This is a genomic window from Exiguobacterium sp. s34, from assembly GCF_018617435.1.
Lineage (GTDB): Bacteria > Bacillota > Bacilli > Exiguobacteriales > Exiguobacteriaceae > Exiguobacterium > Exiguobacterium aestuarii.
On sequence record NZ_JACSKE010000002.1, the window covers coordinates 524,575 to 544,113 of the forward strand.

Annotated in this window: 22 protein-coding genes; 2 read left to right on the forward strand and 20 right to left on the reverse strand. The window is 49.1% G+C overall.

What is annotated here, in order from left to right; translation table 11 throughout:
- Positions 1-76: 76 nt before the first annotated feature.
- Together KNO87_RS06315 and KNO87_RS06320 are read right to left on the reverse strand one after the other, a co-directional pair.
- On the reverse strand, positions 77-1,546 hold the full coding sequence (locus KNO87_RS06315; protein ID WP_214794465.1) for a catalase: 1,470 nt from the start codon (positions 1,544-1,546) through the stop codon (positions 77-79).
- Between the two features lie 83 nt (positions 1,547-1,629).
- Positions 1,630-2,226, reverse strand: a complete 597-nt coding sequence (locus tag KNO87_RS06320; protein WP_214789604.1) for a DUF2238 domain-containing protein — start codon at positions 2,224-2,226, stop codon at positions 1,630-1,632.
- A 155-nt stretch (positions 2,227-2,381) separates the two neighbouring features.
- Here KNO87_RS06320 and KNO87_RS06325 point away from each other — a divergent pair, with 155 nt between their 5' ends.
- Positions 2,382-2,795 carry a VOC family protein gene (locus KNO87_RS06325; protein WP_214789606.1) on the forward strand — a complete coding sequence of 138 codons (414 nt, stop codon included), beginning with the start codon at positions 2,382-2,384 and terminating at the stop codon, positions 2,793-2,795.
- A gap of 39 nt (positions 2,796-2,834) precedes the next feature.
- Here KNO87_RS06325 and KNO87_RS06330 read toward each other — a convergent pair whose 3' ends face one another.
- From KNO87_RS06330 to KNO87_RS06380, 11 genes are all read right to left on the reverse strand, one after another.
- Entirely contained in the window at positions 2,835-3,560 is a 726-nt protein-coding gene (locus tag KNO87_RS06330; protein ID WP_214794467.1) for a class I SAM-dependent DNA methyltransferase, read from the reverse strand.
- On the reverse strand, positions 3,560-3,907 hold the full coding sequence (gene rsfS, locus KNO87_RS06335) for a ribosome silencing factor (RefSeq protein WP_214739453.1): 348 nt from the start codon (positions 3,905-3,907) through the stop codon (positions 3,560-3,562). Before rsfS ends, KNO87_RS06330 begins: the two co-directional genes overlap by 1 nt.
- Positions 3,908-3,917: 10 nt before the next feature.
- On the reverse strand, positions 3,918-4,475 hold the full coding sequence (gene yqeK, locus KNO87_RS06340) for a bis(5'-nucleosyl)-tetraphosphatase (symmetrical) YqeK (protein WP_214789610.1): 558 nt from the start codon (positions 4,473-4,475) through the stop codon (positions 3,918-3,920).
- A complete protein-coding gene (locus tag KNO87_RS06345) occupies positions 4,465-5,034 on the reverse strand; it encodes a nicotinate-nucleotide adenylyltransferase (RefSeq protein ID WP_214789612.1) in 570 nt (189 codons plus the stop codon). The genes yqeK and KNO87_RS06345 overlap by 11 nt, the downstream gene beginning before the upstream one ends.
- Positions 5,031-5,327: a ribosome assembly RNA-binding protein YhbY gene (yhbY, locus tag KNO87_RS06350; RefSeq protein WP_214789614.1), complete on the reverse strand. Its 297-nt coding sequence runs from the start codon at positions 5,325-5,327 to the stop codon at positions 5,031-5,033. Before yhbY ends, KNO87_RS06345 begins: the two co-directional genes overlap by 4 nt.
- Before the next feature lie 6 nt (positions 5,328-5,333).
- Positions 5,334-6,119 (reverse strand): shikimate dehydrogenase, encoded by a 786-nt coding sequence (aroE, locus tag KNO87_RS06355; protein ID WP_214789616.1) that lies wholly within the window; start codon positions 6,117-6,119, stop codon positions 5,334-5,336.
- Positions 6,116-7,228: a ribosome biogenesis GTPase YqeH gene (gene yqeH, locus KNO87_RS06360; protein WP_015880995.1), complete on the reverse strand. Its 1,113-nt coding sequence runs from the start codon at positions 7,226-7,228 to the stop codon at positions 6,116-6,118. Before yqeH ends, aroE begins: the two co-directional genes overlap by 4 nt.
- Before the next feature lie 133 nt (positions 7,229-7,361).
- On the reverse strand, positions 7,362-7,988 hold the full coding sequence (locus KNO87_RS06365) for a YqeG family HAD IIIA-type phosphatase (protein ID WP_214789618.1): 627 nt from the start codon (positions 7,986-7,988) through the stop codon (positions 7,362-7,364).
- Between the two features lie 125 nt (positions 7,989-8,113).
- Complete coding sequence (locus tag KNO87_RS06370; protein WP_214789620.1) at positions 8,114-8,893, reverse strand: phosphatidylserine decarboxylase; 780 nt, start codon at positions 8,891-8,893, stop codon at positions 8,114-8,116.
- Positions 8,890-9,312 carry a thioredoxin family protein gene (locus tag KNO87_RS06375; protein ID WP_214696100.1) on the reverse strand — a complete coding sequence of 141 codons (423 nt, stop codon included), beginning with the start codon at positions 9,310-9,312 and terminating at the stop codon, positions 8,890-8,892. Before KNO87_RS06375 ends, KNO87_RS06370 begins: the two co-directional genes overlap by 4 nt.
- Before the next feature lie 76 nt (positions 9,313-9,388).
- Positions 9,389-9,583, reverse strand: coding sequence for a YjzD family protein (locus KNO87_RS06380; protein ID WP_074032676.1), 195 nt, complete (start codon positions 9,581-9,583; stop codon positions 9,389-9,391).
- Positions 9,584-9,745: 162 nt separating this feature from the next.
- On the opposite strand from KNO87_RS06380, the gene KNO87_RS06385 reads away from it, so the two are divergent.
- Positions 9,746-10,558, forward strand: coding sequence for a Cof-type HAD-IIB family hydrolase (locus tag KNO87_RS06385; RefSeq protein ID WP_214794469.1), 813 nt, complete (start codon positions 9,746-9,748; stop codon positions 10,556-10,558).
- 52 nt (positions 10,559-10,610) lie between these two features.
- Here the strand turns inward: KNO87_RS06385 and KNO87_RS06390 are convergent, their stop codons facing one another.
- The 7 genes from KNO87_RS06390 to KNO87_RS06420 form a co-directional block, all read right to left on the reverse strand.
- Positions 10,611-11,459 carry a YitT family protein gene (locus tag KNO87_RS06390; protein WP_074032674.1) on the reverse strand — a complete coding sequence of 283 codons (849 nt, stop codon included), beginning with the start codon at positions 11,457-11,459 and terminating at the stop codon, positions 10,611-10,613.
- A gap of 146 nt (positions 11,460-11,605) precedes the next feature.
- Complete coding sequence (locus KNO87_RS06395) at positions 11,606-13,903, reverse strand: glycoside hydrolase family 65 protein (protein WP_214794471.1); 2,298 nt, start codon at positions 13,901-13,903, stop codon at positions 11,606-11,608.
- A 215-nt stretch (positions 13,904-14,118) separates the two neighbouring features.
- A complete protein-coding gene (locus tag KNO87_RS06400; RefSeq protein WP_251126758.1) occupies positions 14,119-14,556 on the reverse strand; it encodes a YflT domain-containing protein in 438 nt (145 codons plus the stop codon).
- An 86-nt stretch (positions 14,557-14,642) separates the two neighbouring features.
- Complete coding sequence (locus tag KNO87_RS06405; protein ID WP_214789630.1) at positions 14,643-15,701, reverse strand: LacI family DNA-binding transcriptional regulator; 1,059 nt, start codon at positions 15,699-15,701, stop codon at positions 14,643-14,645.
- A gap of 55 nt (positions 15,702-15,756) precedes the next feature.
- Positions 15,757-17,259, reverse strand: a complete 1,503-nt coding sequence (locus KNO87_RS06410; RefSeq protein WP_214794473.1) for an alpha-amylase family glycosyl hydrolase — start codon at positions 17,257-17,259, stop codon at positions 15,757-15,759.
- Between the two features lie 23 nt (positions 17,260-17,282).
- The gene (locus tag KNO87_RS06415; RefSeq protein ID WP_214696113.1) at positions 17,283-18,116 is read right to left on the reverse strand and encodes a sugar ABC transporter permease; all 834 of its coding nucleotides are present in this window, start codon (positions 18,114-18,116) and stop codon (positions 17,283-17,285) included.
- Position 18,117: 1 nt separating this feature from the next.
- Positions 18,118-19,470 (reverse strand): sugar ABC transporter permease, encoded by a 1,353-nt coding sequence (locus KNO87_RS06420; protein ID WP_074032667.1) that lies wholly within the window; start codon positions 19,468-19,470, stop codon positions 18,118-18,120.
- Positions 19,471-19,539 lie beyond the last annotated feature (69 nt).

Consider the following 19,539-nt stretch of genomic DNA (forward strand, 5'->3'; position numbering starts at 1 on the left):
TAGACGAGACGTTTCTCCATGCGAGAGGCGTCTTTTTGCATACAAAAAACCGCGGTACGTGACCGCGGCTACTCGTTTAGTTCGACATTTGGTTCAAGAATGGTGCGAGATCAACGTTCAACTCGTTTGAGAGACGCTCCCCGAGTTCGCGGTCTGCACGATAGAAGTTACAGATCAAGAGGAGAACCGTCTTCTCATGACGAACTTCTTTGATGTGCGCAACGAGGTTACGGATGAGCGCGTCCTTCTCTTCCTGAGAATAACGACGATACACCTCTCCAGCCTGACCAAAATCGTTTGTCTTCTCAATCTTCTGACGTCCCGTCACACCTGTGATCGGTTGCGGCGTCTCAATGTAATCCGCATTCGGCTTCGGTGCATCTTCATAGCGGTTCGGCTCGTAGTTGACTGGGCTCGTCTGTTGCTTGAACGGCATCGCTCCGTCACGCTGGTTGTTCGCAACTTGGGCAAACGGACAGTTGATCGGAAGTTGAAGGTAGTTCGGTCCGATACGGTGACGTTGCGTATCCGAATACGAGAAGAGACGTCCTTGAAGCATCTTGTCTTCCGACGGCTGAATTCCTGGGACGAGAACACCCGGGTTAAAGCCGACAGACTCTGTCTCGGCGAAGAAGTTATCGACATTCTTGTTGAGCGTCATCGTTCCGACCAATTGGTACGGGATGACGTCTTCGAACCAATCTTTCGTCGCATCGAGCGGGTCGAAGTCAAAGTTGTCCATGTCCGCCGGATCTAAAATCTGTACGTACAGATCCCATTCCGGATAGTCTCCATTTTCAATCGCATTGAACAAATCACGTGTCGCGTGGTTGAAGTCTTCCGCTTGAATTTTCGCAGCTTCTTCCATCGATAAGTTTTGAACACCTTGCTTCGGTACCCAGCGCATCTTTATGTACACCGTGTTTCCAAACTCATTCACCCATTTGAAAGAATGGACGGATGACCCGCGCATATGGCGATACGATGCCGGGATACCTTCATCACTGAACAAATGAAGAAGCATGTTCGTCGATTCTGGCGTGAGCGACATGAAGTCGAAGAAGCGGTCTGGGTCTTGAAGGTTTGTTTGTGGATCCGGTTTGAGCGAGTGAATCACGTCCGGGAATTTAATCGCGTCACGGATGAAGAAGACCGGCAAGTTGTTTCCGACGAAATCATAGTTCCCTTCTTCCGTATAAAACTTGACGGCGAATCCACGCGGGTCACGAAGTGTCTCTGGTGAACCTAAACCGTGGATGACAGTCGAGAAACGCGCAAACACAGGTGTCTCTTGCCCCTCTTCTTGCAAGAATGCTGCTTTTGTATATCGTTTCATACTATTTTTTACAGTGAAGACACCATGCGCCCCTGCCCCTCTCGCGTGAACGACACGTTCTGGTACACGTTCACGATCGAAATGCGCTAATTTCTCAATTAGTTGGTAGTCTTCGAGAAGCGTCGGGCCCCGACGACCCGCAGTGATGGAGTTGGCGTTATCCCCGATTGGTGCGCCTTGGTTAGTAGTTAGTTGACGATGTTGATCCATATGATTGCCTCCCATTATTTATAATCATTACAATCTTGATATTAATAAAACATTAGAATGATTACAAATAAAAAGCTCGTGAATCACGAACTTTTTTTCATGTGTCTCTTTTGTTTGGATTTTTCACGTTGATGAAGGGTGACGACGAAAAATGCGGCGAGCACTCCTCCGAGTGAACCGGCGATGATGTCGACCATTGTATCGTCGTTCCCGTTCCCTTGCATCGTCGTGTTCAAAACGACATCAGATGTGAATTCATACATCTCCCAAAGCGCCGCTCCTGCCATTGAGAAGACGACGATATAGACGAATAAAAATCGTTTCGGAATCTCGGTCCGAATGTCGTCATCGAGCCGGGAGAAGAAGTCGAACCCTAAGAATGCAAGAAAGATACCGCTCAATAGATGAAGGAACGTGTCCCACCAGCCGTTTCCGTACAATCCGACGATGGACCCTAAATACTGTGAGGCAAACAAGAACAGGATATATGCTACCTTCATCTTGCTATCGAGTTCTGTTTTAAACGTCTTTTCAATGAAAAACGGGATGAGACCTGAGATGATGCCTGCCCCCGCCACACTCGCGTCGAACCATGATTCTTCAATGATCGATGTGACAAGCATGACCGCCATGAATAAGACGAATCCGAACTCAAGGATGCGTCCTTTCGTAAGCTTCATGATACTTCGCCTTCTTTCATTTAATTTATTCTCTATAATCTCTATTCCCGACTCTCAATCGTGTTCAACCTACACAATGGAAATTCGATGACTCGATTGCATTAAACGAACATATGTTCTATAATTAATATTATGAATCCGAGGAGGAACTTGCTATGCCGATCAATCCGTATCTCAACTTTAACGGGAATTGCCGCGACGCCGTGAACTTCTATGCCAATGTGTTTAATCATGCCACTCCAGACATCATGACGTTCGGTGACCAACCCGGTCCAGATGGTCAACCGGTCCCGAGTGAAATGGCTGATCTCGTGTTGCATACCCGACTATCGATTCACGGCTCATCACTCATGTTCTCTGATGCCATGCCTGACGGACCGGTCAACTTTGGCGATAACGTCACGCTCGCCGTCGTCACGGATGACCTTGATGCCATCCATCGCGAATTCGATGCACTAGCCGTGAACGGACGTGTCTTGATGCCGCTCCAAGAAACGTTTTGGAGCAAGGCGTACGGTATGCTCGAAGACCAGTTCGGTGTCCAGTGGCAGTTCAGCCACGAAGCGTAACGACAAAAATCCCCGATTCGTCAAGAATCGGGGATTTGCTTATTTCTGGGCTACGAAGAAGATACGCTCGGCATCCGCTCCTGGTGCATGTTCGGTGAAATCAGATGTAACCGATTTGACGTGGAACCCGGCACCGATCAACCATTGCATGTACTGCCCTGGTTCATACGTCCGTTGTTCGTGCGTCTCCTCGATCCGTTCGTACGTCCCGTCTTCAAGCGCGACGAAGAACGTCAAATCATGAACGACCGAAAGCGGAGCTTCTCCCGGATCGGCAAACCAGATATACGAGCAGTCTTCCCCGTTTGACGCGTACGTCTTTTGGTTGAAGAGCGTCTGCATCTTATTCGGGGCATGGACATCAAAGATGAACAGCCCACCTGGTTTGAGTTGGTTGTAGACGGATTCGAACGTGTCAATCACGTCTGCCTCATCCTGAAGATAGCAAAGTGAGTCACAGAGGATCGTCACCGCATCGACCGGTTCCGGTAGTTCCAACTCACGCATATCTTGTTCCCAAAGCGGCAACTCGATTTCTGCTTCAAGTGCCTTTTCTTGTGCGACTTCGAGCATCGACTCCGATAAGTCGATCCCCATGACGTCGTAATGTTCGGCGAGGCGGATCGTCGCCGACCCTGTCCCGCATCCGACATCCGCGAGTGTCGCGCCATCTTCGACGTGACGACGCACGAAAGCGACCCACTCATCATACGGCGCGTCTTTCATCAACTCGTCGTATACATAGGCGAATCCTTCGTATGCCATTAGCCGACTTCCACTTCGACGTGCGGCGCGTCAGCCCACAATTTCTCTAGGTTGTAGTAATCACGGTCGTCGCGGTGGAAAATGTGGACAACGACGTTCTCAAGGTCAGCAAGTACCCAACGCGCTGTATCCATTCCTTCAAACTTATGGAGTGGCAAGTTATTTTCGCCAGCGACGTCTTTGATTTCACGCGCGATCGCTTCAACTTGTTTCTCCGAGTTCCCGTGACAGATGACGAAATAATCCGCAATTGGCGAGATACCTTCCATGTCGAGTACGACGATTTCCTCGGCACGTTTATCGTCAGCCGCTTTCACAATCAATTCTAATTCTTCTCTTGCAGTCATATTGACCCTCCTAAGGTGTATTCACAAAATCATTATACGTATCAATCGTCAGTGGAAAAATCCGCACCGACTTCTTCAATAAAAATTCAATCGTTTGGCGCAGTGTTGCGACAACCGCCGCTTCGAGCGATTGAGCCGCTTCTGCTCGCAGGCGATCAACTCCCGGGTAATTCCGATTCGGTTCGATGGCATCGGCCACGAATAGGATTTGATCGAGACGAGACATCCCTGGCTCTCCCGTCGTATGGTTCCGAATCGCAGAGAGCACCGCTTCATCGAGGTCGTATTGACGAGCCAGCAAGACGGCTCCGACCGGCGCATGCAACAACTCGTCCCCGTATTCAAGAAGAGCTGAATCCAGTCCTTCTTCGATGACGACTTGACGCATTTCTTCGGTGTCAACATATTTTGCATAGTCGTGAAGCATTGCAGCAAGACGGGCCTGTTCGACGTTCTCGCCGTACTGAATCGCCATTCGCTCCGCTGTCTCAACAACACCGAGCGTATGGATATAGCGTTTTTCCGGTAGCGTTCGTTTAATCAACTCGTGCGCTTCTTCAAACGTCATACAGCTTATGCTCCTTCACATACGTCTCGACCAAAGTCGGGACCAGATATTTGATGGACTTGCCACGCTTCGCCCGCTCCCGGATATCAGTAGACGAAATCTCAAGTTGCGGCATATCGATTGGACGAACGTCCGCCTTCTCCGGAATCAAGTAACGTGTCCCGGGACGGGCGACCGCACCGAACGTGACGAGACCGATGAGCGTCTCATAGTCGTGCCACGATTCGAGTGCGACGAGCGAATCCGCTCCAATCAAGAAGTAGAACGTATCGTCTGGATGCCGTTCAATCAACCGCTTCATCGTCTCTACCGTGTAAGACGGTTCACTCCGTTCAAACTCAATCAGGTTCAACTTGAAGTCTGACTGACCTTGAATGGCACGACGGGTCATCTCGATTCGATGGTCTGCCGAGCTGAATCCGACTTTATGTGGCGGAATCGCGGCCGGTAAAAACCAGACTTCATCGAGTTCAAGCTGTTCGCGAGCTTGTTCGGCAATCAATAGATGACCGAGATGCGGCGGGTCGAACGTGCCCCCCATCAAACCGATGCGGCTCATGGGAGTTTGATTTGGCGATTTTCTTTCTCAGTCGCCTCTTTGTATAAGACGATGACTTTACCAATAACTTGAACGACCTCAGCTCGTGTACCTTCTGACAACTCACCGGCCACGTCTTTTGGCGTGTCCATGCAGTTTTGAAGTACTTGAACTTTGATCAATTCGCGTTTCTCGAGTGCGTCCACGATATCTTTACACATCGCTTCGCTGACCCCATTCTTCCCAACTTGATAGATTGGTGAGAGATGGTGCGCTTCTGCGCGTAAAAAGCGTTTTTGTTTACCTGATAGCATAGTATATTATTCCTCCAATAATCCTTCGATTAACTTTTTTCCGATGGTTTCGTCCGGTTTCACGCCCGTCCATTTCTCGAACGAGAGCGCGCCCTGACCGACGAACATGGCAACACCTGTCACAATTCTTGCTCCGCGACGTTTCGCTTCTTGAAGCATCGGGGTGACAAGTGGACGATATATGATATCACAAACGACCGTGTTTTGTCGTAATCCTTCTAATGAAAGTGGTGTCGATCTCTCGTCCATCCCGACAGAAGTGGTCTGAATGATGACGTCATAGCGTGAGATGTCGACCTCGTCGAACGTCGTATAGGTAACGCCGAACGTGTTGGCGAGCTCTTTTGCCCGTTCAACTGTCCGATTGACGATTGATACCTGACGCGTCGGTAACGCCTGCACGATTCCACGTGCGGCACCGCCAGCACCGATGACAAGAACGTTCCCTGACCAATCCGTGAACGGCATCAATGCTTGGACGAGCCCGGCACCGTCTGTATTCGTTCCGACGAGGCGTCCGTCCCGCTTATACACCGTGTTGACGGCACCGGCCATCTTGGCAGCCTCGTCGAGCTCGTCGACATAACGAACGACCGCTTCTTTGTATGGGATCGTTACGTTGAACCCGTCCCATTCGCCTTCCTGCATCGCTTCGAACAGGCGAGGCAGGTCGGTCTCCATCGCGTCAATGGCCTCATAACGCCCGAAAAGCCCAGACGCCCTCAACCACTGCTCGTGCAGTTGGGGAGAGAGCGAATGAGCAATCGGGTGGCCGATGACAGCCAGATTCATACGAGCGCCTCGCGGAGTGTGACTGCGACGCCTTTCGGAGCCCAAGCCGCAATGCGACCGCCTTTACCGTGAATCGCGACCCATCCGAGACCGCTAAACACGATGTCTGTCTTCACACCATCTCGTAAACTGAATTCGTGGCGTACGAGTGGTGGTAAGATTTCGAGCGTCTTCTCGTTCGGAGGATTGAGCATCTTCCCAATATGCTGGTCATAGAGCTCATCCGCGCGTTCGAGTTTCGTACGGTGTGCTTTCAACTCATTCGACATATAGATGACGAACGAACGTTTATTGCCTTCCAAGTAATCCAAGCGTGCCAAACCGCCAAAGTAAAGCGTCTGTTGCGGGTTCAATTGGAATACGTGTGGCTTGATTTCTTTTTTCGGCGTGATCGTCTTCAAATCTTTTGCATCGACATAGTGTGCCATTTGATGACGGTTGATGATTCCTGGTGTATCGTACAAGTTCGCATCATCATCGAGCGGAATGTCGATCAAGTCAAGCGTCGTTCCCGGGAAATGACTGACGGTGATGATGGCTTCATCCTCTTCACCGAAACGTTTGATCACCTGGTTGATGAGTGTCGACTTCCCAACGTTCGTACAACCGACGACAAAGACGTCTTTTCCTTTTCGGTAATATTCAATCTTTTCAGCGAGTTCGTCGATCCCATGCCCTTTTTTCGCACTGATCAAATGGACGTCGATTGGGTTCAAGCCGAGTTCTTTTGCTTCAGCCTTCATCCAGTTCGCCATCCGGTTCGGGTTGACGGATTTCGGCAACAAGTCCACCTTGTTCCCGACTAATAGGACCGGGTTCGAGCCGACAGAACGTTGAAGTCCCGGGAGCCAGCTGCCATTGAAGTCGAAAATGTCGACAATCTTAATGACGAGCGCCTCTTTTGAACTGATTCCGTTCAAGATACGTAAGAAGTCATCATCAGATAACTCTACGTCTTGGACTTGGTTATAGTGCTTCAATTTGAAGCAACGTTGGCAAATGACAATTTCTCGGTCAAGTGCCGATTTCGGTGCGTAGCCAACCCCGTTCGGGTCTTCCGTTTGGATGGCTACACCGCACCCAGCGCAATATCGTTTGGTTTCTTCCATAGTTGTACTTACTGCCGTTTAGGTTTCCCCTTCTTCATTCGCCGTAGCACCTCGCTGCTACTCCTGAAGCGTTAATTCCGACGCCTTGGTCGCCGTACATGGGCAGCCTCCTTCTTCCTGTGCGTTCGAGGTCTTATTCATCTTTTTTATGTGAATCTTCGGAACGTGAATGCATCGCCTCGCCAATTTTTTCAGCGACTGCGACTTTCGCCCGCTGTGCATCCACAGCAAGCTCTTCCACTTTTTTCGTGATCAATACATACTTCCCGCGACGCTTCATGTGCGCGAAGACAACCTTCTCAAGCATCCGGTTGAATTTCGTGACGAGTCCGTCCGTCTTGACGACCGGTTGTACGTGGATGACGTGGATACCGGCCATATTCGCACCGAGCACGTCCGTGAACAGCTGATCTCCTAAGAAGATGGCTTCTTTCGGCGAATAGCCGTATTTCGAGAGCGCTGCTTTGAAACCAGAAGGTAACGGCTTCTTGGCACGAGCGACATAATGAAGGCCAAGCGGCTCCGTAAACGTTCGTACACGGTTCTCGTTATTATTTGATACGACAATCACATCGAAACCGTATGATTTCACTTTTTCAAGCCACATCAATAAAAGCTCAGGCGCATGCGGGACGTCCCAGGCCACGAGTGTATTATCAAGGTCGGTCAAAATGACGCGTACCCCACGGTCTTTCAATTCTTGTAAGTCGATGTCAAACACAGTCGCGACGAACTGTTTCGGATAAAGTCGATTAAACACGTAAAATTCCTCCAATTAGCTAAACGATTCAACTACTTATACAAGTATTGATATCCCTTCTATGGTAAACGAAAACCGACCAAACGACTAGTCTATCGTTCGGTCGGAAGAAAATTGATACAAAATTAGTTGGTTTTGATCGTTCCGATGACGTCACCGAGTCGAACCGGACCCATTTTTTCACGGTCCATTTGAATCGTATCCTTCTCAAAACAAAGGACGACAGTCGAACCGAATGAGAAGTATCCTACTTCTTGCCCTTTATCGGCTTGATCGCCATCGAGCGTCCACTCGATCGTATTCACGTTCAAGGCACCGACCATGATATGTTCATACGTTCCAGCCGGGCTGTCAAATCGTGTCACACGACGGTAGTTGCGAGAGAGCGGTCTCACCGTCTCCGTCAACCCGATCTCGTTTACTGGCGCCGAGCGGTCCCCCAGTTCATAGTGACTGAGCACACGCCCCGAAAGCGGCGTATGGACCCGGTGATAATCGCGTGGGCTGAGGTAAAGGACGACGACCGTTCCGTCAGCGTAGCGTCTCGCTTCTTGTTGAGAACCGAGCAACTCCGCAAGCGTGTAAGACTGTCCTTTTACTTCAAAGCGACTATCTTCCGTAATCGATTCGATGACCGAGAGTTTCCCGTCACATGGTGAGACGAGTGTGTCGGCTGATTCATCAATCGTACGTGCCCCCGGTTTTAGGTGACGCGTGAAAAATGCATGAAGTGACGGATAGGCGTGAAGCGGCTGTTCCGCTTCCTCCACCGCAATGTCATACACTTTGGCAAACGACGGAACCAAGTGTCGACTCACGCTCGACTCCGCGAAGCGTTTGAGGCGCGTGGCAATCCAAGGCGAGGCGTTCAACTCAAATAACGTTTGGTAAAAACGACGCTTCATTCCTCTTTTGCCTCCTCATTCTTAAAGAACGTCTCATATTGTTGTTCAGAGACAGCACCTTCAATGCGACCGACTTCTTTTCCATCTTCGAATCGGATGATGGTCGGTGTTCCGTTGATGCCGTATGTTTCCCATACGTTATGGTCTGCCAAGTTGATTGATACCGCATCATATTCTTCGATGAGCGGTTCGACATATGGTTTTACTTGCTCACAATATTCACAGCCTGTTTGCCAGAAGTAAGCGACAACCTCGCCGTCCTGGTCTAATTGTTGCTGTAATTCATCTGCAGTGACGGCATTGACGCCTTCTTCTTCATTCGCTCCGTTTAAAAAGAACAACAGACCGATCCCGATGACGATAATCGCTCCGATGATGGCGAACGTAATAAAATTCGCGCGTTTTTCAGGGTTTTTCATATGCATGATCCTCCTCTTATTGTTAGATAAAGAAAAAAGACTGACTCATGCACGAGTCAGTTTGATTGTAGACGGCTTACTTCTCTTGTGCAACGTCGCTGATTCCCATGTCTTGGTTTAAGACATCGAGAAGCGCAACGAAGATTGTGATGGCCACGCCAAATCCTGTCGCGAGCATCGCGTTGAACTCTACACCATCAACAGCAGAAATGATAAACACCGCTGTATTTGAGAGCACAATCGCCCAGATCAATGTCACTAAATAACGCATTGAACGTCCCCTCCATCTCACAGATGATTCGTAAAAATTCATACGACATTAGTATAGCATTGTTCGAATGGAATATGCGACTTCGATTGTATATTCTTTCCGTCAAATCAAAAAATGTGATACGGTCGTAGAAACATCATTGTGAAGAAAAGAGGATAACTGATGTCACGTTATTTAATCGCAGTTGATTTAGATGGAACGTTATTAAGAGATGATAAAACCATTAGTGAACGAAATCTCCGTGCCCTTCAAGCGGCACGTGAAGCTGGTCATGAAGTCATGATCGCGACAGGGCGTCCAAAGCGCCACTCCATCATGTACTATGAGCAGATGGGATTGACGACTCCGCTCGTCAACTTTAACGGTGCCCTCGTGCATCACCCGAAAGATGCGAATTACGCGGTCACACATCGCCCGATTCCACTCAAGACCGCACACGATATCATTGAAGAGGTCGCCGACACGAAAGCACATAACATCGTTGTCGAAGTGACGGACCACGTTTACTTCCAAAAGGACCCGCAAGAGTTCTACAGCCCGTATGCAGAACGTGCGCTCAGCGTCACGTCGGGTAATTTGTTGAAGCACTTGCAGGACGAGCCAACGTCACTATTGATTCATGCGACAGAAGAACACGTGGCGCACGTCCGCTCCCAACTCGACGACATTCATGCCGAGGCGGTATTGAATCGTCAGTGGCGTATGCCCGAGCACATGATCGAGGTCATGAGCAAAAATACGTCGAAGGCACTCGGACTCCAGGAAGTCTCGAAGCATTTAAACATCGATCGGAAGCAGATCATCGCGTTCGGTGATGAAGAGAACGACCTCGAGATGCTCGACTATGTCGGGACGGGCGTCGCGATGGGAAATGCCATCGACCAACTGAAAAACGTAGCCAACGAAGTGACGGCTTCGAACATGGACGACGGCATTGCCCTCTTCCTAGAAGAACGACTTGGAATCAAGGTATAAGGTATAACGAAAGCACCGACTAAAAAGTCGGTGCTTTTTGTGATTTATTCAATTAGCGACGGAACGTACCTTCGACGTCCTCTGTCGGCAAGATATTGATCCAAACCGATGGGTCCGCATCTTTGCAGATCCGTGTGATTTCACGCACCTCGTGTCGTTGCGCGACCATCATGAGCGTCGCCTTCTCGACTTTCGAGTACGTGCCGATTGCCGGCATGAGCGTGATTCCGCGGAACACGTGTTGATGCAATTCTTTCGTGACTTCATCCGGATGGTTCGTCACGATGAAGAGCGTCTGACGCTGCGTATTCGTGTAAATCTCATCGATTACTTTTGATGTCACATACAAGAAGACGATTGTGTAGAGCGCTGTCGGCCATCCGAACAAGGCACCTGCTGCGAGCGCGATCATCATGTTCATCAAGAAGAGGTAGACACCGACCGAGTTGTTCGTGAACTTCGCGAGAATCAACGCGACGATGTCAAAGCCTCCTGTCGAGGCCCCGTAACGAATCGTAATCCCTGATCCGATTGCCAAAAGCACACCGCCGAACACGGCGTTCAAGAGCGGGTCGTCCGAGAGGAGCTGCGATTGCGGAAGCATACGAATGAACAACGTGACCGAGGCGACACTGACAAGCGTATGGATCATCATATTCCGCCCGAGCATAAAATAACTAACGACGAGCAGTGGTGCGTTCAGAATAAAGAACCAGAGTCCTTCCCCTAGTTCAAACGGTGTACCAGCAAGTAGTGCCGTCAAGATTTGGGCAAGGCCCGTAAATCCTGTCGAATAGACACCGGCTGGAATTAAAAATAATGTCATGGATAAGGCAACGAACAATCCTCCGATGATCGAGACAACCCCGATTCGTGTATGTTCTTTAACGGCTTCCGTCAAGCTTCAACTCCCCTTTCTCAAAATAGCTAAGAATCAAGATAACATAGATTATTCATGCTGCATACAGCAAATATGCAGGAATTCCGATAAGTTTTTCATACGAAAACAAGCCGACTGAGGTCGGCTTGTTCGTACGAAGCAATTGGTCACGCTTTCACTGTTTCGATTGTAATCGATTCATTTGCAGGAACCGTTACTGCATTTCCATACACATGAAGCGTTACATCTGTACCACCTGTTTGTTTGATCGTCACTTGTTCACGCGATGATGTGACCGTCAAGTGATGACCACGCCAGAGCATGTTGAACGAGTAGCCGTTCCAGTCCTTCGGAATCATCGGGCTGAACGAAAGGTTATCCTCTTGAATGCGCATACCCGCGAACCCGTGAACGATTGACATCCATGAGCCGACCATCGATGTGATGTGCAAGCCGTCTTCTGTATCGTTGTTGTAGTTGTCGAGGTCGAGTCGTGCCGAACGTTGATACAATTCGACCGCCTTATCCTCATAACCGACTTCTGCCGCAATGATTGAATAGACACATGGTGATAAGCTCGACTCATGAACCGTGCGTGGCTCATAGAAATCAAAGTTCGCACGTTTCTGCTCGATGGTGAAGCGATCACCGAACGTGTAGAGTCCTTGAAGTACGTCCGCTTGTTTGATGAAGTTCGAGCGGAGAATACGATCCCACGACCAGTTTTGGTTAAGTGGAAGATGTTTTGGATCGAGATCCTTCACTAAGATTTGTTCTTTATCCATGAAGCCATCCTGTTGCATAAAGACATCTGGCACGAGGTCATCTTTTGGATAGTACATCTTCGTCTGGATATCTGCCCACTTCGCGAGTTCCGCGTCCGTGATGCCGAGCGTCGACACGAGCTCTTCGAGACGTGCAGGCTCCGCTTCTTTCAAGTAGTTGTACACTTCTTGCGTATATTCGAGCGTCCACGCAGCGATCAAGTTCGTGTACCAGTTGTTGTTCACGTTGTTGTCGTATTCGTTCGGACCTGTGACGCCTAGGATCATATACACGTCTTTGTGTGGTACAAAGTTGACGCGGCTAGCCCAGTAACGCGAGATCTCGACCAATACTTCAAGCCCGTATTGTCCAAGGTACGACTTGTCGCCTGTGAAGTTCGTGTAGTTGAAGATGGCATGGGCAATCGCACCATTACGGTGAATCTCTTCATGTGTGATTTCCCACTCGTTGTGGCACTCTTCCCCGTTCATCGTGACCATCGGGTAAAGTGCACCTTCCATACCGACATTCTTCACAGCATTTTCTTTTGCCTGTGGTAACTGGTTGTGACGGTATTTGAGCAAGTTCCATGAGACCTCTGGTTTGGTCGTCGCCAAATAGAAGTGGAGGCAGTATGCTTCTGTATCCCAATACGTCGCACCACCATATTTCTCTCCCGTGAACCCTTTCGGTCCGATGTTGAGGCGTGAATCTTCGCCCGTGTACGTTTGGTACATGTTGAAGATGTTGAAACGAATCCCTTGTTGTGCTTCGATATCTCCATCGATTCGAACGTCCGCATCTTCCCAGCGTGCGAGCCATGCTTCCGTCTGTTCAGCGAGAAGCGTCTCGAAACCTTTCTCAAATGCCGCTTCGACTCGTGTCATCCCTGCAGACTGAAGGTCGTCAATCGCGTGGTCGCGGTTCGTCACGACAGATACATATTTATAGGCTGTCGCTGTTTCGCCGGCAGTCGCACTGACCGTGAATTTGTTCGCTACGAAGAGGTCTGTCGCTTCGAGAACTTCGCAACGAGCACCTTCTACATCGGCAATCATCGACGCCGTGACGTGCCAATCGAGTTTTTTCGTCTTCGTTGTCACGAAACCAAATCGTTCTTCGATGCCGCTGTCAACCGGGAGCCAGAACTTCTCATCATAGTTCGAATCTTCGTTGACGACATCGCCGTCTAAGTATGGAGTGAATTCGATTTTCGCTTCGTAGTTCACCGGTGTGACATTGTAACGAATCGCCAATACTTCTTTGTCAACGATCGAGAAGAAACGGACGACCTCTACTTTTGTCTCTTCTGTACCATTCATCAATGTGAACGTCCGTGTGAGGACACCACGCTGCATATCCAATTCACGTGTAAAATCTTTCACGTCCCATTTCGCCAAATCGACGGGTGTACCGTTGATGACGACACGTAGACCGATGACGTTTGTCGCATTCAATACTTTGGCAAAGTATTCAGGATATCCGTTCTTCCACCAACCGACACGTGTTTTGTCTGGGTAATAGACGCCCGCCACATAGAATCCTTGGTGCGTATCATTCGAGTAATCTTCCTCAAAATTACCTCGCATCCCCATGTGCCCGTTACCGAGCGATGTGATCGATTCAGCAAGACGGTTTTCTTTCGGGTGAAGACCTTCTTCTGTTACTTTCCATTCATCGACTGCAAACAATCGTTTCATCTGTCTGCCACTCCTTTTTCTCTACAAGGCTACCTTCGACGGACAACAAGTTCGTGCAACCGTTTGTCTATGAAAGCGCTGTATTTAATCTCACCTTTCATTTTACACAACTGAAGAAAGAATGCAATCGTTTGCATAAAACTTTTTCTTTCTTTTTTTCGTCACATTTTTAGACAAAAAAGACTGCCTCTTGAAGAGTCAGTCTCATCCAAACTTCACTTATGCTTTTTTTCGCCCTCACCGAACGCCGCATTCGCCTCATGACCTTCGAATAGAGCGCTCCGACCATCATTGAACCCCGTATCTGGTTCATCGATCACGAGCGCATATCCACCTTTTTTAATCTGTTCGTGTGCCTGATTCACCTCATCATCTGAAATGCCTAAGTCACTCAGCGCTTGTTTCATATCTTTACCTTGTGTATCGTCTTGAAGGTTGTCTAACCAAGACGTGTCAACGTTTTCCACGCTTACGTTCGTCTCCCGTTTGAGCACGTGGACTGCGTCTTCTTGTTCGGTCACGACATATAATTCTCCTTCATCGTAGCCATTTTCATTCAGTTCGTTAATTTTAGAAAGCAAACTTTCTTTCGTATCATATGTTCCAACAAATCGTCTCTGACTCATCTCAATCCATCCTTTCGATTTATCCATTCGTGAGTGATGTTCCCCACTTCAAAATGATTCAATCAATCGGATATGCAAAAAACGACCTCGCTCTCGCGAGATCGTCTAAACAATCAGGAATTCGATTCTAATGTCTCGGTTACCTTGCTCTTCTTCTGGCCACACGATTGGCGGACGACCAAATAGTGCGGGACGATGACGCGCTTCCCGTAAGGTGGCGCATTATCGCTGATTTGTTCAATCAAGCAGTTCGTCGCCTCAAAACCGAGACCGAAAATGTTGATTTCGACCGATGTGAGTGGCGGGTTCGAGTGCTCCGCGATATAGACGTTGTTAAAACTGACGACGGCTACGTCCTCTGGGATTTTGAGCCCCATCTCACTCAATGTACTGATGACACCGAGTGCCATCATGTCATCACTGACGACGACCGCGGTTGGCGGCTCTTCATTTTGAAGCAACTCACGAACGGCCTTCGCCCCGCCTTTTGTCATGAATTCAGCCCGTGCGATATAGTCTTCACTTACTGGAATGCCAGCCTCCATGAGAGCCGTCGCGTATCCGTTACGGCGATCTTGCGTCACAGCGAGTTTGTCCGATCCCCCGATGAAGGCGATGCGACGATGCCCTAGGTTATAGAGATGCTTCGTCACTTCACGACCAGCCAAGTAGTTGTCCGTATCGACGTACGTAATCGAAGAAGCGTCCCCGAACGGCTTCCCGACCACGACGAACGGAAACTTCGTTTGTCGTAAGTATTGGACGACTTGGTCGTCTTCACGTGAATAGAGGACGATGACACCGTCGACGCGGCGTCCTTGTACCATCTCGATGACACCCGACAACACTTCTTCCTCTGTCACACCGGTCGTCATATAGAGTGAATAACCATTTTGGTGCGCTTTCGTGCTGATTCCTCGTAGCACTTCTGGGAAGAATGGGTTTTGGAGAGTCTTTGTCGCCGCGCTCGGCATGACGAGACCAATCGACTGTGTCGAGCGGTTGGCGAGACTTCTCGCATGGATGTTTGGATGATAACCGAGCTCTTCCATCGAGCTTCTGACCCGTTCTTTTGTCTTTTGACTAATTCTTGGGCTGTTGGCGATGACGCGAGATACCGTCGACGGCGCGACGTTCGCATGCTTCGCAACATCTTTAATTGTGATTTGCATGGTGTTCCCCCCTGCTTCCGTGAATTCAATTCGTGCCTTTCGGCCATTCATATCTTTATTTGCGGCGCTTCCACATGACCAAACCTGTCAAGAAAATCGGAATCGTGACAACGAGTAAGCCCATCATCCACGGATTTACCGATGATTCCTCGACGATGTAAGCGTTCGCACTTTCACCAGATAGTTCAATTGTAAACGTTCCGCGTTGATCTGTGACCAGTTGTGAGAATAATAGACCGCGAAGTCTTGTATCTTCCCCGATTTCACTGACCTCGATCTTAATCTCTCGATCCTCACTGTTCATGTTGATCGCATATAATGCGACGTCATCTCCGTCTTTACGCTCAAAGACGGCCATCCCGTCTTCCGATGCAATCATGCGCTGTTCACCTGTCGCAAAGACCGGGTACTCCTCACGCATGCGGTTCATCGTTGCGACGTATTCATGTAACTCTTCATTTCCCGGGAATTCAGTCATCACTCGGTTCGCAGGATCGGCCCCGCCCGTCTGAGCATTCTCTGTTCCCTGGAAAACGATCGGCATACCCGGTGACGCATAAAGCGCGAACAACCCGAGGCGTAACCGTCGTTCCGCTGATTCCACACCACCGAGTTCGGCCATATGCATGAACCGTTCGACATCATGGTTATCGAGGAACGTCGCCATCTGGTTCGGGTCGTTGAAGAACGTTTCGGCATAGCTTGCGGCAACATCGATTTCATCAACGTTCGCCTGCTGTTGCGTCATCGTTTTCGAGACACGATCATAAAATGTAAAGTTCGTGATACTGTTGAACCCGAGGTCGTCATACTGCGCGACGTATTGTGGGTCCGGGTCAAACACTTCGGCGAGTAAGTAAAAGTCCGGGTCTACCGACCGAACACCTTCGACAAAGTCTTTCCAGAACGCCTTATCGACGTGACGGACTGTGTCGAGGCGATAGCCATCGATGTCGGTTTCTTCAATCCAATACTTTGCCGCATCAATCAAATACGATTTGACTTCCGGGTCTTCTGTTTTGAAGTCCGGTAAATCGAACAACCAATGCGTCTCGACCTGTTCTTGATCTTTCCAGAATACGATCGGCAGCTGTTCATGGAACCATTCCGGCTTTTCTTCCACCCACGGATGGTTTGGACCGACGTGGTTGACGACGAAGTCGAGAATAACTTTCATGTCTCGTTTGTGTGCCTCGTCGACGAGTTCCTGCAAATCCTCTTTCGTCCCGAATTGCGGGTCGATGTTATAAAAATCTTTAATCCAATACCCGTGATAGCCGTCTGGCATATTTTCAAAAACAGGTGTCAACCAAATCGATGTGAATCCGAGTGACTCGATATAATCGAGCTTCTCGATGACCCCACGGATGTCTCCGCCATGAAATGCTTTCGGGTCATCTTTGTCGACCTGCTCATTGTTATCCGGATTTCCGTCAACAAATCGGTCGACCATAATAAAATACATGCGTTCTTGTTCCCAAGTAGCAGCTTCCTTTGCACCGACGACGGTCGGAAACAAAAGAAGCGACAGGAGCACGAGCACGACGCCTCGCCTCATATCGCTTCCTCCTTTTACGAGTATTATCCTTTCGTACCACCCGCTGTAAGGCCAGAAACGAAGTAGCGTTGGAACATGAAGAACAAGATGACGATCGGAAGGGCTGAAAGAACCGCACCTGCCGCGAACAACGTGAAGTTGTTATCGAACTGTTTCGAAATCATGTTGTAAAGACCAACTGCCAATGTTTGTTTCTCTGGTGAACGAAGGACGAGCGATGCCAAGATAAAGTCGTTGAATGGTCCCATGAAGTTAAAGAGAGCAATCGTTGCGACAATCGGCTTCGCAAGTGGCAAAATGATTTGCCAGAAGATTCGGAGGTGACCTGCACCATCCATTCGAGCAGCTTCGTCAAGTTCTTTAGGAATCGTGTCGAAGTACCCTTTCGCCAAGTACGTGTTCATCGGAATCGCACCACCCGCATAGAGCAAGATGAGCGCTGTATGTGTGTCAAGAAGGCCGAGCATGTTGAGCAATACATAAATCGCGATGATCGCAACGAACTGTGGCACCATTTGAAGGACGAGGAACAAGACGAGTGAGTTCTTCCGTCCGACGAAACGATAGCGTGAGAAGACGTAACCAGTAATCGTCACCAAGACGACAGAGAGTGCCATCGTGATGAAAGCGATTTTCAACGTGTTCACATACCATAAACTATAATCCGAAATCGTTAGGTCGAACAAGTTTTTATAGTGAATAAACGTCGGGTTCGCTGGAATAATCGTTGACGTGATCGTACGCCCTGGGTTGAACGATGTACCGACAACCCAAAGCATCGGATAGAGAATGATGATCGACGCAAGCGTCAAGATGACATACGAGATCGCCAAATTGATTCGTTTTTGTTTTTTCATATCAGATCATATCCTCGTCTTTGAAAGATTTTGTCCGACGGAATTGGATCACGGCAAGCGTCATGATGAAGAATGACAAGATAAGTGTGATCGCAGCCGCAAGTCCGTATTGCGGGTTGGCACCGAGAGACAATTTGTAAATCCAAGAAATCAAGATGTCGGTACCGCCGGCCGTTTGTCCAGGTACAGCAGGGCCACCGCCATTAAAGAGATAGATGATGTTAAAGTTGTTGAAGTTGAACGTGAACTGCGTGATCAAGATCGGTGCTGTTGCGAACAAGAGCATCGGCAATGTGATCAAGCGGAACTTATCAAAGATGGTTGCTCCGTCAATCGTCGCTGCTTCATATAAGTCACCAGGAATCGATTGAAGAACCCCTGTCATGAGCGTCATGATGAACGGGAATCCGAGCCACCATTGAATGAGAACGAGTGCTGTTCGTGTTGCTGTCGGATCGGTCATCCAGTTGACTGGGTCAAGACCGAGTGCCGGTAAGATCGTCGTATTGAACACCCCGAACGATTCGTTGAACATCGAACGGAAGATCAAGATCGTGATGAATGCCGGAACTGCCCAAGACAAAATTAAGATTGAGCGGAACAAGCGACGGAAACGTAGACCCTCTTGGTTCAAGAGCACCGCAAGGAAGATCCCGATTGCGATGACCCCTGTCGTTGAAGCGACCGTCCAGACAAGCGTCCAGCCGAGTACCCCGACGAACGTGTCACGGAAGATATCGATTTCAAAAATACGCGTGAAGTTCTCGAATCCGACCCATTCGACGAGTTTCGCTGGTGGTGCGTTGTTGTAGCGATAGTTCGTGAAGGCGATCAAGAACGTGAAGATCAATGGAAGAATAACTGTAAACACTAACAAAATGAGTGATGGGATTAACATTAAGTATGGGAATCCATGGTCACGCAAGTTGCGAAGTTGCATTTGGAACGATGGAAGGTTTAGATGCTGATCACGAGCGCGACCGACACGATAGGCGTCACGAATGTTCCAAACATAGAACGCGATTCCGAAGAAAAGTAAAATTAACGCGACAATCCCCTCGACCATCAAGAAGATGGAGTGGTCGTTACGAGGTCCTGGCACTTCACCAAGCGTGATCAATCCCCAAAGTCCTCCACGGTCACCTGGTCCGGCGCCCGCCCCTTTGAAAAATAGATCATAGTTTACGGCAAAATATGATACGACGACGATAAAGAACGCTACCGCTTTCGCGTATTGTTTATTGTATAACTGTCCGAGTCCCGGAATGATGGAAAGTAGTCCCGCGTTCCGAGCATGGTTTGTAGGCTTGTCCGGGCGTTGGTCCGGTGTTTTAGGGTTCGCAATTGCAGCCATCCTCAGTTTCTCCTTTCGATTTGAGCAAATCAATCAAGCAAACGTTTGCTCAATGCTAGAAAATGAGGG

Bases quoted from the DNA above. Each gene is read 5' to 3' on its own strand.
- KNO87_RS06315 (WP_214794465.1), bottom strand. From the start codon at position 1,546: ATGGATCAACATCGTCAACTAACTACTAACCAAGGCGCACCAATCGGG.
- KNO87_RS06320 (WP_214789604.1), bottom strand. From the start codon at position 2,226: ATGAAGCTTACGAAAGGACGCATCCTTGAGTTCGGATTCGTCTTATTC.
- KNO87_RS06325 (WP_214789606.1), top strand. From the start codon at position 2,382: ATGCCGATCAATCCGTATCTCAACTTTAACGGGAATTGCCGCGACGCC.
- KNO87_RS06330 (WP_214794467.1), bottom strand. From the start codon at position 3,560: ATGGCATACGAAGGATTCGCCTATGTATACGACGAGTTGATGAAAGAC.
- rsfS (WP_214739453.1), bottom strand. From the start codon at position 3,907: ATGACTGCAAGAGAAGAATTAGAATTGATTGTGAAAGCGGCTGACGAT.
- yqeK (WP_214789610.1), bottom strand. From the start codon at position 4,475: ATGACGTTTGAAGAAGCGCACGAGTTGATTAAACGAACGCTACCGGAA.
- KNO87_RS06345 (WP_214789612.1), bottom strand. From the start codon at position 5,034: ATGAGCCGCATCGGTTTGATGGGGGGCACGTTCGACCCGCCGCATCTC.
- yhbY (WP_214789614.1), bottom strand. From the start codon at position 5,327: ATGCTATCAGGTAAACAAAAACGCTTTTTACGCGCAGAAGCGCACCAT.
- aroE (WP_214789616.1), bottom strand. From the start codon at position 6,119: ATGAATCTGGCTGTCATCGGCCACCCGATTGCTCATTCGCTCTCTCCC.
- yqeH (WP_015880995.1), bottom strand. From the start codon at position 7,228: ATGGAAGAAACCAAACGATATTGCGCTGGGTGCGGTGTAGCCATCCAA.
- KNO87_RS06370 (WP_214789620.1), bottom strand. From the start codon at position 8,893: ATGAAGCGTCGTTTTTACCAAACGTTATTTGAGTTGAACGCCTCGCCT.
- KNO87_RS06375 (WP_214696100.1), bottom strand. From the start codon at position 9,312: ATGAAAAACCCTGAAAAACGCGCGAATTTTATTACGTTCGCCATCATC.
- KNO87_RS06380 (WP_074032676.1), bottom strand. From the start codon at position 9,583: ATGCGTTATTTAGTGACATTGATCTGGGCGATTGTGCTCTCAAATACA.
- KNO87_RS06385 (WP_214794469.1), top strand. From the start codon at position 9,746: ATGTCACGTTATTTAATCGCAGTTGATTTAGATGGAACGTTATTAAGA.
- KNO87_RS06395 (WP_214794471.1), bottom strand. From the start codon at position 13,903: ATGAAACGATTGTTTGCAGTCGATGAATGGAAAGTAACAGAAGAAGGT.
- KNO87_RS06400 (WP_251126758.1), bottom strand. From the start codon at position 14,556: ATGGATAAATCGAAAGGATGGATTGAGATGAGTCAGAGACGATTTGTT.
- KNO87_RS06405 (WP_214789630.1), bottom strand. From the start codon at position 15,701: ATGCAAATCACAATTAAAGATGTTGCGAAGCATGCGAACGTCGCGCCG.
- KNO87_RS06410 (WP_214794473.1), bottom strand. From the start codon at position 17,259: ATGAGGCGAGGCGTCGTGCTCGTGCTCCTGTCGCTTCTTTTGTTTCCG.
- KNO87_RS06415 (WP_214696113.1), bottom strand. From the start codon at position 18,116: ATGAAAAAACAAAAACGAATCAATTTGGCGATCTCGTATGTCATCTTG.
- KNO87_RS06420 (WP_074032667.1), bottom strand. From the start codon at position 19,470: ATGGCTGCAATTGCGAACCCTAAAACACCGGACCAACGCCCGGACAAG.